This window comes from Mycobacteroides franklinii (assembly GCF_001853795.1).
Lineage (GTDB): Bacteria > Actinomycetota > Actinomycetes > Mycobacteriales > Mycobacteriaceae > Mycobacterium > Mycobacterium franklinii.
Window position 1 is genome coordinate 267,448 of the sequence record NZ_MLIK01000024.1, and the last position, 13,308, is coordinate 280,755.

General features: G+C 64.8%; 13 protein-coding genes. 6 read left to right on the forward strand and 7 right to left on the reverse strand.

The features are described 5' to 3' along the window. Positions 1 to 142: 142 nt before the first annotated feature. The 5 genes from pgl to tkt are packed head-to-tail and all read right to left on the reverse strand — an operon-like array spanning position 143 to position 6,642. Positions 143 to 886 (reverse strand): 6-phosphogluconolactonase, encoded by a 744-nt coding sequence (pgl, locus tag BKG76_RS20730; protein ID WP_070939587.1) that lies wholly within the window; start codon positions 884 to 886, stop codon positions 143 to 145. Beyond that, positions 883 to 1,791, reverse strand: a complete 909-nt coding sequence (gene opcA, locus BKG76_RS20735) for a glucose-6-phosphate dehydrogenase assembly protein OpcA (protein ID WP_070940031.1) — start codon at positions 1,789 to 1,791, stop codon at positions 883 to 885. Before opcA ends, pgl begins: the two co-directional genes overlap by 4 nt. Continuing rightward, positions 1,788 to 3,338, reverse strand: coding sequence for a glucose-6-phosphate dehydrogenase (gene zwf / locus BKG76_RS20740; RefSeq protein WP_070940030.1), 1,551 nt, complete (start codon positions 3,336 to 3,338; stop codon positions 1,788 to 1,790). Before zwf ends, opcA begins: the two co-directional genes overlap by 4 nt. 35 nt (positions 3,339 to 3,373) lie before the next feature. Next, a complete protein-coding gene (gene tal, locus BKG76_RS20745) occupies positions 3,374 to 4,501 on the reverse strand; it encodes a transaldolase (protein WP_070939588.1) in 1,128 nt (375 codons plus the stop codon). A 23-nt stretch (positions 4,502 to 4,524) separates the two neighbouring features. Continuing rightward, positions 4,525 to 6,642, reverse strand: coding sequence for a transketolase (gene tkt / locus BKG76_RS20750; RefSeq protein ID WP_070939589.1), 2,118 nt, complete (start codon positions 6,640 to 6,642; stop codon positions 4,525 to 4,527). A 227-nt stretch (positions 6,643 to 6,869) separates the two neighbouring features. On the opposite strand from tkt, the gene BKG76_RS20755 reads away from it, so the two are divergent. Continuing rightward, on the forward strand, positions 6,870 to 7,805 hold the full coding sequence (locus BKG76_RS20755; protein ID WP_070939590.1) for a heme o synthase: 936 nt from the start codon (positions 6,870 to 6,872) through the stop codon (positions 7,803 to 7,805). Between the two features lie 38 nt (positions 7,806 to 7,843). On the opposite strand, the gene BKG76_RS20760 is transcribed toward BKG76_RS20755, so the two are convergent. Continuing rightward, positions 7,844 to 8,821 carry a quinone oxidoreductase family protein gene (locus BKG76_RS20760; RefSeq protein ID WP_070940032.1) on the reverse strand — a complete coding sequence of 326 codons (978 nt, stop codon included), beginning with the start codon at positions 8,819 to 8,821 and terminating at the stop codon, positions 7,844 to 7,846. Between the two features lie 34 nt (positions 8,822 to 8,855). Between BKG76_RS20760 and BKG76_RS20765 the strand changes: the two genes are divergently transcribed. Then, complete coding sequence (locus tag BKG76_RS20765; RefSeq protein WP_070939591.1) at positions 8,856 to 9,188, forward strand: hypothetical protein; 333 nt, start codon at positions 8,856 to 8,858, stop codon at positions 9,186 to 9,188. Then, on the forward strand, positions 9,170 to 10,135 hold the full coding sequence (locus tag BKG76_RS20770; RefSeq protein WP_070939592.1) for an ATP-grasp domain-containing protein: 966 nt from the start codon (positions 9,170 to 9,172) through the stop codon (positions 10,133 to 10,135). Before BKG76_RS20765 ends, BKG76_RS20770 begins: the two co-directional genes overlap by 19 nt. Here BKG76_RS20770 and BKG76_RS20775 read toward each other — a convergent pair. Then, a complete protein-coding gene (locus BKG76_RS20775) occupies positions 10,088 to 11,074 on the reverse strand; it encodes a COX15/CtaA family protein (protein ID WP_070939593.1) in 987 nt (328 codons plus the stop codon). The two genes, BKG76_RS20770 and BKG76_RS20775, sit on opposite strands and share 48 nt — an antisense overlap. Before the next feature lie 192 nt (positions 11,075 to 11,266). On the opposite strand from BKG76_RS20775, the gene BKG76_RS20780 reads away from it, so the two are divergent. The 3 genes from BKG76_RS20780 (at position 11,267) to BKG76_RS20790 (ending at position 13,269) form a co-directional block, all read left to right on the forward strand. Continuing rightward, positions 11,267 to 12,340, forward strand: a complete 1,074-nt coding sequence (locus tag BKG76_RS20780) for an oxygenase MpaB family protein (RefSeq protein WP_070939594.1) — start codon at positions 11,267 to 11,269, stop codon at positions 12,338 to 12,340. 17 nt (positions 12,341 to 12,357) lie between these two features. Next, the gene (locus BKG76_RS20785; protein ID WP_078278290.1) at positions 12,358 to 12,573 is read left to right on the forward strand and encodes a hypothetical protein; all 216 of its coding nucleotides are present in this window, start codon (positions 12,358 to 12,360) and stop codon (positions 12,571 to 12,573) included. A gap of 108 nt (positions 12,574 to 12,681) precedes the next feature. Beyond that, positions 12,682 to 13,269 (forward strand): TetR/AcrR family transcriptional regulator, encoded by a 588-nt coding sequence (locus tag BKG76_RS20790; RefSeq protein WP_070939596.1) that lies wholly within the window; start codon positions 12,682 to 12,684, stop codon positions 13,267 to 13,269. Positions 13,270 to 13,308: the final 39 nt, after the last annotated feature.

The window sequence follows — 13,308 nt, forward strand, 5'->3', positions numbered from 1 at the left end:
TCAATACCCTGTTGCGGTGATCTGAGGACGCCGAATCTCTCTTGGGTGTGCCTACGGCACTCCCAAGAGCGGCGTTCAGCGCGGTGCGGCCTACCCCGCGCAAGGGAGATCAGCGAATGTTGTTGCCCGAAATGTTCGCGGGCTAGCCCAGCTGGCTTGCGGCCGCGTCATCGAGCAGCCACACCGTACGCTCGGTGCCCTTGGCGCCGGCGGCGGGCACATCGATCGGGTCGGCGCCGCCGATGGCCGCAGCTACCGCCTCGGCCTTGGCCTCGCCGGACACAACCAGCCACACCTCACGGGAACGCTGAATGGCAGGCAATGTCAACGTGATCCGCTGCGGCGGCGGCTTGGGGGAGTCGGGCACCGCCACCACAAGCCGTTGTGTCTCCTTGACGGCGTCGGTGTGCGGGAACAATGAATTGATGTGGCCCTCGCCGCCCATACCCAGCAAGTGGACATCGAAGGCGGGGCAGTCCTGGCCGGGTTCGGCATTGGCCGCCAGCAGCTGTTCGTATGCGAGAGCGGCCGCGTCCAGGTCGGTGCCGTACTCGCTCTCGCTGTTGGGCATGGCATGCATGTTGCGCAGTGGGAAGTTCACATGCTCCAGCAGGGCCTCCCACGCCTGCCAGGCATTGCGTTCCGGATCGGTCTTGGGAACGTACCGGTCATCGCCCCAGAACACGTGGACATTGTCCCAGTCGAGATCGCTCGCGACATCACGCAAATGCTTGAGCAGGGCAATGCCGGTACCGCCGCCGGTCAGCACGATCATCGCCTTACCGCGTTCGGTGAGGGCACCGGCGATTGCCAATGCCAGCCGATCACCGGCTGCGGCCACTAAAGCATCAGTGTCCGCGTACTTTTCGATGATCGTCTCACTCATACGTATTGCACCTTCGCGATTCCCTCGAGCGCCGTACGGTAGATCTCGTCGGGATCGAGGCGGCGCAGATCCTCGGCCAAACAATCTCGTGTCTCCCTGCGCGGCAACGGAAGTGATGCCGATGGGCGTCCGGTGCGGGCCAACGTTGCGATGGCTCCGGTCTGCGGACGGCTCAGCGTGACGATCTCGCTGTCCCGGTGTAGTTCCACCTTCAGGTCGCCGACCAGCCGGGTGACGGGTCCGTTGATGCGTGAGGCCAGCCATCCCGCGGTGACATCGAGCGCGGGTTCGTTGGCCAGGCCGGATACCACCGCCGAATTGATGCCCTCGTACGGCGGCTGATCCAGCGCCGAGGCGAGCAAGGCCCGCCAGTAGGTGATGCGGCTCCATGACAGATCGGTGTCGCCCGGGGTGTAGCCGGTGAGGCGGTTCTTGATGGCGGTCAGGGGATCCGGTGCGGTCGTGGCATCGGTGATCCGGCGAATCGCCAAACGACCCAGCGGATCTTGCGCGGGAATGGCAGGAGCCTGGTTCGGCCACCACGCCACCACGGGCGTGTCTGGCAGCAGAAACGGAATCACCACACTGTGTTCGTGAGCGGCGAGCGGACCACGCAGCCGCAACACGACGACCTCCCCGGCCCCGGCATCGCCGCCGACACGGATCTGTGCGCTCAATCCGGTATCCGGGGCAAGAGGATTGCGTTCCAGCACGATCACCCGACACGGATGCTCGTGGCTGGCGCCGTTGGCTGCCTCGATCACCTCTTCGACATTGTCCCCGGCGTCGGTGATGACGACGAGGGTCAGCACACGGGCCATGGTGACGGCGCCACCGGTCTCGCGCAGCTCCACCAGCTTCTTGTTGACGTCGTTGGTGGTGGTGTTGGGTAGGTCGATGATCATGGCCGCCTCCATTCCCGGCCACTGCGGGCCAGCATTTCCACGGCCGACTGCGGCCCCCAGGTACCCGATTCGTACGTGTCCGGTTTGCCTTCCGATGCCCAGAAGTCCAGTGCGGGATCCAGAATCCGCCAGGACAATTCGACTTCGGCGTTGACCGGGAACAGCGACGGTTCTCCCAACAGCACGTCGAGGATCAACCGCTCGTAGGCCTCCGGTGATTCCTCGGTGAAGGCCTGTTCGTACGAGAAGTCCATGTTGACGTCCCGCACCTCCATGGCGGTACCGGGGACCTTCGAGCCGAACCGCAGTGTGACGCCCTCGTCGGGCTGCACCCGGATGACCAGCGCATTGGCGCCGAGCTCCTCGGTCATCGTGGAGTCGAAGGGCAGATGCGGGGCCCGCTTGAACACCAACGCGATCTCCGTGACCCTGCGGCCCAACCGCTTTCCGGTGCGCAAGTAGAACGGGACCCCCGCCCAGCGCCGACTGTCCACTTCCAGGGTGATGGCCGCGAACGTCTCGGTGGTGGAGGTCTTGGAGAAGCCTTCCTCCTCCAAGAGGCCCGGAACCTGCTGACTGCCTTGCCATCCCGGTCCGTACTGGCCACGGGCGGTGGTTTCGGCGAGCGGTTCGGCCAGCCGGGTGGCCGAGAGCACCTTGATCTTCTCGGCCTGCAGCTCGGCGGGGGAGAAGTTGATGGGCTCTTCCATCGCAGTGAAGGCCAGCAGCTGCAGCAGATGGTTCTGGATGACATCGCGGGCTGCTCCGATGCCGTCGTAATAGCCTGCGCGCCCGCCGAGCCCGATGTCTTCGGCCATGGTGATCTGCACGTGGTCGACGAAGTGTGCGTTCCAGATGGGGTCAAACAACTGGTTCGCGAAACGCAACGCCAAAATGTTCTGCACTGTCTCCTTGCCGAGGTAGTGGTCGATGCGGAAGACCGACTCCTCGGGGAACACCTCGTTGACCACCGCGTTCAGCTCGCGGGCGCTCTTGAGGTCATGGCCGAAGGGTTTCTCGATCACCACCCGGCGCCAGGCCCCGTCCACTGGTTGTGCGAGGCCGGATTTGGACAGCTGCTCGCAGACCGTGGGAAAGGCCTTCGGCGGAATCGACAGGTAGAAGGCGTGATTGCCGCCGGTGCCGCGCTCCTCGTCGAGCGTCTGCAGCGTCTTCTTGAGCTGCTCGAAGGCCGCGTCATCGTCGAAACTGCCTTGTACAAACCGGATTCCCTCGGCAAGGCGATCCCATACATGCTGGCGGAACGGCGTGCGCGAGTGTGCCTTGACGGCGTCGAGCACGATCTGCCCGAAGTCCTCGTTGGCCCAGTCGCGGCGGGCGAATCCAACCAATGCGAACGACGGAGGCAAGAGCCCGCGATTGGCCAGGTCGTAGATGGCCGGCATCAGCTTCTTACGGGCCAGATCGCCGGTGACGCCGAAAATCACCAGCGAGCAGGGTCCCGCAATGCGGGGCAAACGCTTATCGCGCTTGTCCCGCAACGGGTTTTTCGCGGACGAGCCGTTCGCGGGGAGAACATCAGTCATGGATGAGCCTTTCGTGTGAAGACCGTCATCCACGCTCAGTCCTTGGTGGATACCGCGTCGAGTTGGGCTTGGGTGGCGTCGATGAGCTCGTTCCATGCGACCTCGAACTTCTCGACACCCTCGGTTTCGAGCACCTCGAACACGTCATCGAGATCGATGCCGGCGCGAGTCAGCTCATGGAACACCGCGTGCGCACCGTCATAGGTGCCGTGAATGGTGTTACCGGTGACAATGCCGTGATCGGCAACTGCCTCCAGTGTCTTCTCGGGCATGGTGTTCACCGTGTGCGGAGCCACCAGGTCCACGACATACATTGTGTCGTCATACTCGGGGTTCTTGACTCCGGTCGAGGCCCATAGCGGACGTTGCACCCGAGCACCGGCGCCCTTGAGCGCGGCGAAGCGGTGTCCGTGGTCGAAGACCTTCTCGTAGGCCTGGTAGGCCAGTCGGGCGTTGGCGACGCCGGCCCGGCCGCGCAGCGAGAGTGCCTGACCGCTGCCGATGTCTTCGAGGCGCTTGTCGATCTCGGTGTCCACTCGCGATACGAAGAACGAGGCCACCGAGTGGATCTTGGACAGGTCGCGGCCGGCTTCCTTCGCGGCCTCCAGGCCGGTCAGGTAGGCGTCCATGACTTCCTTGTGGCGGTCCACCGAGAAGATCAGGGTGACGTTCACCGAGATGCCCTCGGCGATCACGGCCGAGATCGCGGGCAGGCCCGCCTTGGTCGCCGGAATCTTGATCAGCACGTTCGGCCGGTCGACGATCTTCCACAACTCGATCGCCTGCAGGATGGACTTGTCGGTGTCATGAGCCAGACGGGGGTCCACCTCGATGGAAACCCGGCCATCCACACCCTCGGAGGCCTCGTACTGCGGGGCCAGCACATCGCAGGCGGCGCGCACGTCGTCGGTGGTGGCGGTGCGAATTGCCGAATCGACGTCGGCGCCACGCTCGGCCAGCTCCGCGATCTGCGCGTCGTAGGCCTGTCCCTTGGACAGGGCGGCCTGGAAGATCGCCGGGTTGGTGGTCACCCCGACGACGCTCCTGGTCGCAATCAGCTCGGCAAGGTTGCCCGAGTTGAGCCGGTCCCGGGAGAGATCGTCGAGCCAGACGGCGACTCCGGCCTCGCTCAGTTCGGCGAGATTAGCGTTCTGATCAGTCATCGATCTATCCCTTCAGATTCGGGTTATTGAGCTGCTGCGATTGACCTTTCGGCGGCCGCAGCCACTGCATCCGGGGTGAAGCCGAACTCGCGGAACAATGTCTTGTCGTCGGCGGAAGCCCCGAAGTGCTCCAGGGAGACAATCTGGCCGGCGTCGCCGACGAACTTGTACCAGCCCTGAGCGATTCCGGCTTCCACCGAGACACGCGCGCGTACTGACGGCGGCAGCACGCTGTCGCGGTATTCCTGAGACTGCGCCTCGAACCATTCCACACAGGGGAACGACACCACGGACGCCGAGATTCCCTTGGCGGCGAGAAGTTTCTTCGCCTCCACTGCCAGCTGCAGTTCCGAGCCGGTCCCGATGAGCACCACATCGGGAGTGCCATCAGCGGCGTCCAGCACATAACCGCCCTTGGCCACACCGTCGCGGCTGGTGCCCTCCAGGATCGGCACGCCCTGGCGCGTCAACGCCAGACCGACCGGACCGGTGCTGGAACGACGCTCGAGAATGGTAGCCCAGGCGTAGGCCGTTTCGTTGGCGTCACCGGGACGGACCACCGACAGGTTCGGGATCGCACGCAGGGCTGCCAGGTGCTCCACCGGCTGGTGCGTGGGGCCGTCCTCGCCGAGACCGATCGAGTCGTGCGTCCAGACGTAAATCGGGTCGATGTTCATCAGCGCGGCCAGACGCACCGCGGGACGCATGTAGTCGGCGAACTGCAGGAACGTTCCGCCGTAGGCGCGGGTGGGACCGTGCAACACGATGCCGGACAGAATGGAACCCATCGCGTGCTCGCGGATACCGAAATGCAGTGTGCGACCGTATGGCTGGGCATTCCAGTCGGACGTCGCGATGGACCGCGGGCCGAAGGAATCGGCGCCCTTGATGGTGGTGTTGTTGCTGCCGGCGAGGTCCGCGGAGCCGCCCCACAGCTCGGGTAGCTTGGCCCCGAGCGCGGAGAGGGTGTCGCCGGACGCGGCACGGGTGGCGACGCCCTTGGATCCGGGCTCCCAGGACGGCAGATCTGCGTCCCAGCCTTCGGGCAGCACGCGCGCCTCAAGCCGATCCAGCAGTGCCTTGCGCTCGGGCTCGCGGGCGGCCCAGGCGCCAAAGCCCTTGTCCCACTCGGTGTGTGCTTCCTTACCGCGCTGCACCAGCTCGCGGGTGTGGGCGATGACCTCGGGGGCCACATCGAAGGATTTCTCCGGATCGAAGCCCAGGATCTTCTTGGTGGCGGCCACCTCGTCGGCCCCCAGGGCCGAGCCGTGCACGCCACCGGTGTTCATCTTGGTGGGGGCGGGGTAACCGATGATCGTGCGCAGCGCGATGAACGACGGCCGGTCCGTGACGGCACGCGCGTTGGCCAGTGCTTCCTCGATGCCGGTGACGTTCTCTCCGCCGACAACGGTCTGCACGTGCCAGCCATACGCCTCGTAACGGGCCGCGGTGTCCTCGCTGAGCGCGATCTTGGTGTCGTGCTCGATGGAGATCTTGTTGTCGTCCCAGATGACGATGAGGTTGCCAAGCTGCTGGGTACCCGCCAGGGAAGATGCCTCGGAGGTGACGCCCTCCTCGATGTCGCCGTCGGAGGCGATGACGTAGATGAAGTGATCGAACGGGCTGGCGCCGGGCGCGGCGTCGGGATCGAACAGGCCGCGCTCGTACCGAGAGGCCATCGCCATGCCGACCGCAGAGGCCAGGCCCTGGCCAAGCGGGCCGGTGGTGATCTCCACACCCTTGGTGTGGTGGTACTCCGGGTGGCCGGGAGTCAGGGAACCCCAGGTACGCAGCGCCTCGATGTCGGAGAGTTCCAGGCCGAACCCGCCCAAGTACAGCTGCAAGTACAGGGTCAGACTGCTGTGCCCGCAGGACAGCACGAATCGGTCGCGGCCGATCCAGGTGGTGTCACTGGGGTCGTGGCGCAGCTGCCGCTGAAAGAGCGTGTACGCCAAGGGCGCAAGGCTCATCGCGGTGCCGGGGTGGCCGTTGCCGACCTTCTGCACGGCGTCGGCCGCGAGCACCCGCGCGGTGTCCACCGCACGCGTGTCCAGCTCTGTCCAGTCATCCGGGTGGTTGGCCCGGGTGAGGGTTGGGATATCGGTCGGGATTTCCGCCAGTTCATGCGAGATCGCGGTCACGGGCCCATCGTAGTGCTGCCGATTTCCCGCCGCTGCCTCAAGGCCGGGTGACGCCGCGCCAGCAATGTGATAGTTCGATGGTGGACAACCTATGTTCACTTCAATGGGCCGACCTTGGTTGTCGACGCCCGACCCTGGCGGTCTACCATCGTGTGTAGTAGAGCGCTCAGTGCCGCGGGTCGGCTGGCTCACCAGAAAAGCTACCCAGGAGGATCAGCGCGGTGCGGATGCGAGAGACGCAAGACGCGCAAGGCCATGGCCGTAACGCACCGCCCTTTCTCCGCATGATCCTCGCCTATGTTGCGCTGACCAAGCCGCGGGTGATCGAGCTGTTGCTGGTCACCACCATCCCGGCGATGTTGTTGGCCGATCGCGGTCACGTGAATCCGCTGCTGATCCTGAATACGCTGCTCGGTGGAATCATGGCCGCGGCCAGCGCCAACACCCTGAACTGTGTCGCCGACGCGGATATCGACAAGGTCATGAAACGCACCGCGCGGCGGCCGCTGGCTACCTCCTCGGTGAGCACTCGCAACGCCCTGATCTTCGGGGTTGTGCTCGGTGTCGGGGCGTTCGCATGGCTGTGGTGGACCGCGAACCTGCTTTCGGGCGTACTTGCGGTGGCCACCATCGCGTTCTACGTCTTCGTCTACACGTTGGTGCTCAAGCGCCGTACTGCCCAGAACGTGGTGTGGGGCGGGGCCGCCGGATGTATGCCGGTGATGATCGGCTGGTCGGCGGTTACCGGCACGATTCAGTGGCCGGCATTGGTGATGTTCGCGATCATCTTCTTCTGGACGCCGCCGCACACCTGGGCTCTAGCGATGCGGTACAAGGAGGACTACCGCGCTGCCGGCGTCCCGATGCTGCCCGTGATCGCCACCGAGGAGAAGGTCACCACACTGATCCTGGTCTACACCTGGCTCACGGTGCTGGCGACGTTGGCGCTCGCGCTGGCTGCCGGCGTCATCTACGCGGTGGTCGCGTTCGTGGCCGGGGTGTGGTTCCTGGCGATGGCGCACCAGCTGTACTCGGGTGTGCGCAAGGGTCAGCCCATCAGGCCGCTACGTTTGTTCCTGCAGTCGAACAACTATCTGGCCGTCGTGTTCTGCGCGCTGGCGGTCGACTCCGTTGTCGGCTGGCCGACGCTGCTCGGCTACTAGATTCCAGATCCCCGTCGCAAGCATGACGCTCAGCGGCCCTAGGGAATCAGAACCACCGACCCGGTGGTCTTGCGTGCCTCGAGGTCGCTATGGGCCTGCGCAGCCTGATCCAACGGGTAGCTAGCGCCGACGGTGATCTTCAACGTGCCGCGTGACACCAGGTCAAGGACATCATCGGCACGCCACGCGAACTCTTCGGGGGTCCGGATGAAATGGCCCATCGTGGGACGAGTCAGCACCGCCGACTTGGCGGTGAGGCGCTGCGGATCGAAGGGCGGCACCTGACCGCTGGCGGCGCCGTACAGAGCTATCAGACCGCGCACACGGACGGCTGCCAAGCTGGCTTCGAAAGTCGACTTGCCGACGCCGTCGTAGGCCACTGCGACGCCCTCGCCCGAGGTCAATTCCAGGATGCGTGAAGCGAATTCAGATGGGTCGGCAGGATCCGGATAGGGCAGCACCTCTGCGGCGCCCGCTTCGCGGGAAAGTTTCTCCTTGGCCTCGCTCGACACCGTGGTGATGACCCGGACACCGCGATAGGTCGCCCACTGCGTCAGCAGCAAGCCCATGCCGCCGGCGCCGGCATGCACCAACACGGTGTCGCCGGCCGCGACGGGATAGACCGAGGTGAGTAGGTAATGCGCGGTGATTCCCTGCAGCAGGGCGCTCGCCGCCACCTCGCCGGACAGTCCCTCGGGCACCTTGGCGGTGAAATCGGCTGGCGAGGTGGTCAATTCGGCGTATCCCCAGGCTGCTACCGGGCTGGCGACGCGGTCTCCTGGGACCAGGTTCTCGACGCCTTCCCCGACTGCGCTCACCACTCCGCTGACCTCCGACCCGGGGATATGGGGGAGCGGGGCCGCGTAGCTGCCGTTGCGCAGATAGACATCGCGGAAGTTGACACCCACGGCCTCGACCTCGATCAGCACCTCGCCGGGACCCGGTACCGGGTCTGCCTTTTCGACGAGGGTGAGGACGTCGGGTCCGCCGGTCACTGGTACTTCGATGGCGCGCATAAGTACCAGTATCCAGGCCACGTACGCTCTACCTATGACCGACGAAGCTCAGCCGGCCGCTCAGGAGCGGAAGGTGTCTGTCCCGTCAACCGTGCACCGGGCGCTCACCGCATTCGTGAAGGCGCACCACATGCCCACCAAGGCGGTGTTGCAGCCGGTTGGAGAGGCCGGTGTCCGGATCACCCTCGTGGGCGCCGACGGGATCCTCGGTGATCAGGTTGTCGCCGATCTTGCCACCGCGCATGCTGCCGTGGCGGCGGTCGAAGGCATAGAGATCGCCGAGGGATGGGACCGTGAACTGGTCAGCACGGCCAACCCGGCACCGGGTCACGCCAAGAAGATGGCCGGGTGGGTCGCCCGGACGTAAGGCTGGGACGGCCGGATATCTTCCATCCGCGCATCGTTCTGGCCGGTTGTCCTCAGCTCGTCTCCGGTGACGGTGACGACGCCGAACTTGTTTCCGCGCTGCGTGTTCGCGATCTGCATGCACGGTGGCTGTCCTGGGACGACCCGGAGGTCGCACAGGCAGATCTGGTGATTTTGCGTGCGACGTGGGACTACCCCGAACGCCTGGATGAATTCCTGTGTTGGGCCGGATCGGTCCGCAACATACTCAACCCGCTGCCGGTGGTGCGTTGGAATACCGACAAGCGTTACTTGAATGACCTTGCTGCCGCCGGTGTTTCGACGGTGCCGAGCACGTTTTTCGCGCCCGATGAGCCCATCGTGCTGCCCGACGGGGAACTCGTCATCAAGCCTGCGGTAGCGGGCGGTTCTCGAGGTGCGGGCCGCTTCACCTGCCCGGAGACCGCGCGCGATCACGCGGAGGCACTGCAGGACGAGGGCCGCACGGTGCTCATCCAGCCCTACGATCCGCGGGTCGATCAGCATGGTGAGACGGCTCTGGTCTTCCTCAACGGTGAACCCTCGCACGCGTTCACCAAGGGTGCGCTGTTGCCTCCGCCGGGTACCGCGGCCAAGGTCGACGACTCTGGGCTGTTCCATTCCGAACACTTGGCGCCGGTGAAGCCGTCGTCGGCGCTGTGGAAGTTTGGTGCTACCGCGCTGGCGGCGGCGGCGACGAGATCCGGTGTGGCCATGGGCGAGTTGCTCTACGCACGCGTTGATGTGATCGGTGGGGTGCATGACAACGATCCGCGACTGTTGGAGCTCGAGCTGGTCGAGCCGTCCCTGGGCTGGCGCCAGTTGGAGACCGAGGAACGTGACCTCGCGCAGCGAAAGTTCGTGATCGGTGTCGAGGAGGCGTTAGAGCGTTTGGGTCTTGGCCCGCTGGGGCAGGGCGGTCGCGGCTAGCTCCGGAGTGGTGAGCGCGGCCCAGAGCGCGGCGGTGGCGGCGGTGCAGGCTGCGGCACCCGCGACGTGAACCGCGACGAGCACGGCGGGCACCCCGGTGTAGAACTGCACGATTCCGATCAGCGCCTGCGCCGCGGTGAGCGACAGCACTACCGTGAAGCGCGCCCACACATTTCGGGTCACGCCGACGGCGGCCAGGCCGAATCCCAGGCCTAGTAGCAGCGCCAGGTAGGCGACGAGCAGTGTGCCGTGCAGGTGCACCAATGTGGTGATCTCGACCTGCAGCCGGGGAACCACGCGGGTGATGCTCTTGTCTCCGGCGTGCGGTCCGGCACCGGTGACCAGCGTTCCGGCCACCAGAACCCCGGCCAGCGTCACGCCGATCAACGCGGTGAGCCGACTCAGCGGTGCGGGAGGCGGTGGCACGGTGGGTAGATCGGAAACAACATCGGGCTCACCGACTTTCACGTACAGCAGCGTCGCCAACCACACCATGCCCATCGAGACGAGCAGGTGGATCGCGACTGTCCACCACAGCAGGCCGGTGCGCACCGTGATGCCGCCGATGATCGCCTGCAGCACGGTAGAGGCCGGCATCAGCCAGGCGTACACCAGGACTTCGCGACGGCGGCGCGCGCGGGTGACCGCGAGTACCGCCAGCGCCGCGGTGATAACCACCAGGAAACTGATCATCCGATTGCCGAATTCCACGGCCTGATGGATACGTGGCACCTCCGCGACGGCGACGGGAGTGAAGCTCCCCGGGAAGCATTGGGGCCAGGTGGGGCAACCAAGCCCGGAAGCGGTCACGCGCACGACGGCGCCGGTGACGGCAATGCCACCTTGCGTGAGCACCACCGCGGCGGCGATGAGTCGCTGCGTCCGCAGGCTCGGCATCGGCAGCAGATCGACTACCCGCAGGAACGCTCGATATAGCACGTGCTGAGTCTATGCCACACCCAACTACGCCCTGTAGTAATCACTGCCCATCTCGTGTGCGTGCGCGGTTCGGGCGGGTGGATCGATTGGTTGACGCTTGACCCCTTGACGTAAGCGATTCCATCCTGAATCCTACGCTGTGTAGAAAAATCCTACAGACCGTAGGATTGCTGGCGCAGAGGGAGCGGGCCTGTGAGTGTGATCCGGGAGTGGCTGTCATTGCCGAAGGTTGAACCTGCTGAGGACTACGGCTTCTTTGGCCCCGAATCGGTGTCCTGGCGTGTGTGGAGCTATCCGACGTCGCTGTCCATTGGATTTCAGCGTGCCGTGGTAATCGAGGAACTCGATCCCGGACTGATTGCGGCCGTGGACAAGACCCATGAAATCTATGCGCGGCCAAGGACTCGTTACGACCGAACCTTGCGATACTTCGCGATGGTTGCATTCGACGACAGCAGGTCGACAGCCAGGGCGGCCGATGTCCTGGTCAAAATTCACTCCAAGGCCATCGGTGTCGATCCGGTGACCGGAGAAAACTACGACGCGAACAATCCCGAATCGCAGTTGTGGATCCACCTCACGGCCTGGCATTCGATTCTGCTCGCCTACGAGAAGTACGGCCCAGGGCGGCTTTCCCACAACGAAGAAGCCCAGTTCTGGAGTGAATGTGCCCGTGCGGCGGAATTGCAGACCTGCGACCCGGGCGATATCCCCCGAACGCGTGAGGGGATAAGCGAGTACTTCGAAAAGATGCGCCCGCAGCTCATCGGCTCTGATATCGCCCAGCAGGCCATGCGGCACTTGCTCAGTGCCGAGGTGATGCTGCCGCCGATGCCACTGCTGTTGCGGCCGTTCACCAAGGTGATCACATGGTTTTTGCGCCGGGGCACCCTGGCCACCATGCCCCGGTGGATGCGGGAGATGGCGGGGCTAAGCGTTGCACCCGTGCTTGATGCGGTGATCGTGCCACCGATAAGTGCCGCATTCACCGCGATCAGCATGAGCAAGCGGCTGCAATTGATCCTGCTCCGGTTGATCTCACCAGCCACCGTGCCCATCGGCGCCCGCGTGCTCCTGTCGATCCCGCCGAAAAGCTCGATCACCATGACGCCCAGACAGGCTCAGGAACTGTACGGCTATGAGATTCCGAGCCGGGCGCATCGCGACCTTCGGGAACGGCAGAAAGCCCGTGTGTTCGGAGAGGGACAAGCTCCCAGCGACGAGGGAATTAGAGAGTCCGAGCCGATTCTCGGCACCGTTGGATGATTCAGAAGGAACACGCCATGATCAAGGACCTGCTCGACCGCCGTCTCAGCATCCGCCAGCTGGTCTATCTGGCGATCGTCATCGGTTTGCCGTACTTCGTGATCGGGTTGATTTGGGCAATGACCCACCGTGGCCACCTTGAACAACTCACCGGATTGGACTGGCTCTTCTCTATGCTGGGAGAAATTGTCGCCTGGCCGGTGCTCATCATCGCCAACGTGTATCTGCAGTAGCCGGGCCAGTCGTGCCAGCCGTAGGAGGACACCGTCACTGCGCCGCCAGCCTCGACCAATCCCCGCGCCCGGGCCGAACACCTCGGACCGGAGCGGAGGCGGGCGCAGGTGCTGGACACGGCCCTGCAGATCGCCGCTGAACAAGGCGTGGCGAATGTGACGATGGCTGCCATCGCCACGCGCATGGGCGTCACCCGCCCCGTTGTGTATGCGTGCTACAACGGGCGAAGTGAGGTACTGACGCAACTGCTGGAACGCGAAACGCGACGAGCCCTGGCCAGCTTGCGTGCGGTACTTCCGCCACCACGGACGGGCTCCGTTGAGCAGATGTTCGTCGACGGATTCGGCGCCCTGCTCGCCGACGTTGGCGCGCGCCCGGCCTCATGGCAGATCATCGCGGCGGCGCAGTCAGATCCCGTTCTGGCCGAGGCTATTTCGCAAGGGCGGTCCCAGATCCGGGCACAGATCTGCGAAGTCATGCGACCCCTGCTGCAGCGCTGGCAGGTCCGCGATGTGGACTTCGTGATGCCCCCGCTGGTCGAAACACTCCTGGCGATCAGCGAGGGGGCCATACGGTTGATGCTGAGCCCCGAGCCGCGATGGTCAGCCACGGATCTGGCCGATATCGTCGGCCGGGCCGCGTACCGGGCATTGCGGGCGACTCCTCCCAATCTTCTTGACGGCCATAGGGTGTGAGGTCGAGCAGCATGAAGTCCAGGCGCATCTTGTCCCCGC

Bases quoted from the DNA above. Each gene is read 5' to 3' on its own strand.
- BKG76_RS20765 (WP_070939591.1), top strand. From the start codon at position 8,856: ATGACCGACGAAGCTCAGCCGGCCGCTCAGGAGCGGAAGGTGTCTGTC.
- BKG76_RS20785 (WP_078278290.1), top strand. From the start codon at position 12,358: ATGATCAAGGACCTGCTCGACCGCCGTCTCAGCATCCGCCAGCTGGTC.
- zwf (WP_070940030.1), bottom strand. From the start codon at position 3,338: ATGACTGATGTTCTCCCCGCGAACGGCTCGTCCGCGAAAAACCCGTTG.
- BKG76_RS20760 (WP_070940032.1), bottom strand. From the start codon at position 8,821: ATGCGCGCCATCGAAGTACCAGTGACCGGCGGACCCGACGTCCTCACC.
- BKG76_RS20755 (WP_070939590.1), top strand. From the start codon at position 6,870: ATGCGAGAGACGCAAGACGCGCAAGGCCATGGCCGTAACGCACCGCCC.
- opcA (WP_070940031.1), bottom strand. From the start codon at position 1,791: ATGATCATCGACCTACCCAACACCACCACCAACGACGTCAACAAGAAG.
- pgl (WP_070939587.1), bottom strand. From the start codon at position 886: ATGAGTGAGACGATCATCGAAAAGTACGCGGACACTGATGCTTTAGTG.
- tal (WP_070939588.1), bottom strand. From the start codon at position 4,501: ATGACTGATCAGAACGCTAATCTCGCCGAACTGAGCGAGGCCGGAGTC.